We start from the raw sequence: 2,275 nt of genomic DNA on the forward strand, positions 1-2,275 counted from the left end.
CAAGTGGCTCTCTTTTCTCCGATTTAACTGGCTCACAAAAACGCGATTTGTCTGGCGCAAAAACAGCGTTTTTGTGGCTCTTTGAGAACGCCGTCTGCACTTACCCAATCACAGCCATTTCCCATTCCTTCTAAAACTGTTGAATCAATAGGAAATCTCTCGGCAAAAATTCGGCTTGATTGGTATCAATAATACGTCTTCCTGCTGGATGAAACTCTCTCCTTCCATATAACCTCCTGTTGAACAAAAAAGTTCCTATTTCATAATCGTCAGGTGGAATACAAATTGCTTCTATTATTAACAACTTATTTCCCTGCTACTTAATCACTTACCTCACAAGCAGCCATTACTTCAACACCAGCTTCTGCCAATTTTAAGTTCCATGCCTCGATTACAGTCCATGCGTTCTTCACAAAAGTACTATGGGCATCTTTTAATAGTGAGGTTTTAAATCCCCTGGATTTGCTTTCTAAACAAGCAGCCTGAACACAGCCATTAGTGACAAATCCGCAAACATATATCTCCTGTATTTCAAGTTTCTTTAACAATTCTACGAAATCAGGCTCTGTAAAAATATTGCTTCTCTTCTTATTAAAGATAATTGCAGAATCAGGACGCTGAATACTTGAATCAAGTGTCCATGATTTTGCTTCAGCGGCTAACGACGTCTTGTTCGTATGTCTAGTGAAGATAATCGGCTGCTGAGCCTTTTGAAATGATTCAACAACTGAATTTATAGTTGAAATAATTTCAGCCTTCCTGTAAATAGTTCTATTCAATACTCCTACTTGCCCATCTAAAACTAACAGCAATTTCTTTCCCATTCAATCCTCTCCCAGAAGCAAATCCTTTTCGATACATCTATTCTAAACCCTCTCATTACCGGAGAGTCAATCTCGTAACCACGATAGAACCCAATTCTATTCAAAAAAAAGACCCAGCATCTCTGCTGAGTCCTACTAGGGCGAACGATGGGAATCGAACCCACGAGTGCCGGAGCCACAATCCGGTGCGTTAACCACTTCGCCACGATCGCCATGGTACTATTTAATTTCAAATAAAAAACTAAGATGAAATAACATCTTAGCTCTTTATACCGGCGGCCGGGGTCGAACCGGCACGCCCGTGAGGGCACTGGATTTTGAGTCCAGCGCGTCTGCCAATTCCGCCACGCCGGCATGTCAATAAATATTCTAGTACTAAGGCGGTAACCGGATTTGAACCGGTGATGAAGGTTTTGCAGACCTCTGCCTTACCACTTGGCTATACCGCCATTATACTATTGTTTTCTTCTTAGAACAAGTATTTTTCAAGAAAGTTTCTTGATACTTTTCCAAGAAAACTGGGGTAGCTGGATTCGAACCAACGCATGAGGGAGTCAAAGTCCCTTGCCTTACCGCTTGGCTATACCCCAATAATTACAAGGGCGAACGATGGGAATCGAACCCACGAGTGCCGGAGCCACAATCCGGTGCGTTAACCACTTCGCCACGATCGCCATATTAAGAAAACAGGGGCAGCAGGAATTGAACCCACACTAACGGTTTTGGAGACCGCTGTTCTACCTTTAAACTATGCCCCTGAAACAAATGGAGGAGAGTGGATTCGAACCACTGAACCCTAAGGAACGGATTTACAGTCCGTCGCGTTTAGCCACTTCGCTACTCCTCCATGGTGGCGCGGGACAGAATCGAACTGCCGACACACGGAGCTTCAATCCGTTGCTCTACCAACTGAGCTACCGCGCCATATTATAATAGTTTAAAGTTTTTAATTAAAATGGCGGTCCCGACGGGATTTGAACCCGCGATCTCCTGCGTGACAGGCAGGCATGTTAACCCCTACACCACGGAACCGAATGGGGGTTAACGGGTTCGAACCGCTGACCCTCTGCTTGTAAGGCAGATGCTCTCCCAGCTGAGCTAAACCCCCATATTATTTAATTAAATGACCCGTACGGGACTCGAACCCGTGTTACCGCCGTGAAAGGGCGGTGTCTTAACCGCTTGACCAACGGGCCAGTAAAAAAGATGTTACGGAGAGTAAGGGATTCGAACCCTTGAGACAGGAATACCCGCCTACATGATTTCCAATCATGCTCCTTCGGCCACTCGGACAACTCTCCAAGATAGGAGCACAAAGGCCCAATACTCTATGTTTATTATTCTCTCTCGAGAAACTCCGGCAGTAGGACTCGAACCTACGACATCATGATTAACAGTCATGCGCTACTACCAACTGAGCTATGCCGGAAGAATAATCAGCGCGGCGACGT

1 protein-coding gene and 13 tRNA genes are annotated in these 2,275 nt (G+C 45.0%); all 14 read right to left on the reverse strand.

The features are described from left to right. Window positions 1-320 precede the first annotated feature (320 nt). Entirely contained in the window at window positions 321-824 is a 504-nt protein-coding gene (locus E6139_RS22780) for an isochorismatase family cysteine hydrolase (RefSeq protein WP_316405829.1), read from the reverse strand. Window positions 825-963: 139 nt separating this feature from the next. Continuing rightward, a tRNA-His gene (locus tag E6139_RS22785) sits at window positions 964-1,036 on the reverse strand. Window positions 1,037-1,094: 58 nt separating this feature from the next. Continuing rightward, window positions 1,095-1,178, reverse strand: a tRNA-Leu gene (locus tag E6139_RS22790). 24 nt (window positions 1,179-1,202) lie between these two features. Continuing rightward, window positions 1,203-1,273, reverse strand: a tRNA-Cys gene (locus E6139_RS22795). Window positions 1,274-1,342: 69 nt separating this feature from the next. Continuing rightward, window positions 1,343-1,414, reverse strand: a tRNA-Gln gene (locus E6139_RS22800). An 11-nt stretch (window positions 1,415-1,425) separates the two neighbouring features. Further along, window positions 1,426-1,498: transfer RNA gene (locus E6139_RS22805), tRNA-His, on the reverse strand. A gap of 13 nt (window positions 1,499-1,511) precedes the next feature. Continuing rightward, window positions 1,512-1,582 (reverse strand) — tRNA-Trp (locus E6139_RS22810). An 8-nt stretch (window positions 1,583-1,590) separates the two neighbouring features. Further along, window positions 1,591-1,671 (reverse strand) — tRNA-Tyr (locus E6139_RS22815). A 1-nt stretch (window position 1,672) separates the two neighbouring features. Beyond that, window positions 1,673-1,748, reverse strand: a tRNA-Phe gene (locus E6139_RS22820). Window positions 1,749-1,780: 32 nt separating this feature from the next. Further along, window positions 1,781-1,856: transfer RNA gene (locus tag E6139_RS22825), tRNA-Asp, on the reverse strand. Between the two features lie 3 nt (window positions 1,857-1,859). Then, a tRNA-Val gene (locus E6139_RS22830) sits at window positions 1,860-1,932 on the reverse strand. A gap of 16 nt (window positions 1,933-1,948) precedes the next feature. Next, window positions 1,949-2,020: transfer RNA gene (locus tag E6139_RS22835), tRNA-Glu, on the reverse strand. A gap of 16 nt (window positions 2,021-2,036) precedes the next feature. Next, window positions 2,037-2,125 (reverse strand) — tRNA-Ser (locus tag E6139_RS22840). Between the two features lie 54 nt (window positions 2,126-2,179). Next, window positions 2,180-2,253 (reverse strand) — tRNA-Asn (locus E6139_RS22845). Window positions 2,254-2,275 lie beyond the last annotated feature (22 nt).

Origin of the sequence: Enterococcus sp., from assembly GCF_032555305.1 — a bacterium.
In the GTDB taxonomy this organism is placed as follows: Bacteria; Bacillota; Bacilli; order Lactobacillales; family Enterococcaceae; genus Enterococcus_A.

Excerpts from the sequence above, each read along its gene's own strand:
- E6139_RS22780 (WP_316405829.1), bottom strand. The coding sequence starts at position 824 with ATGGGAAAGAAATTGCTGTTAGTTTTAGATGGGCAAGTAGGAGTATTG.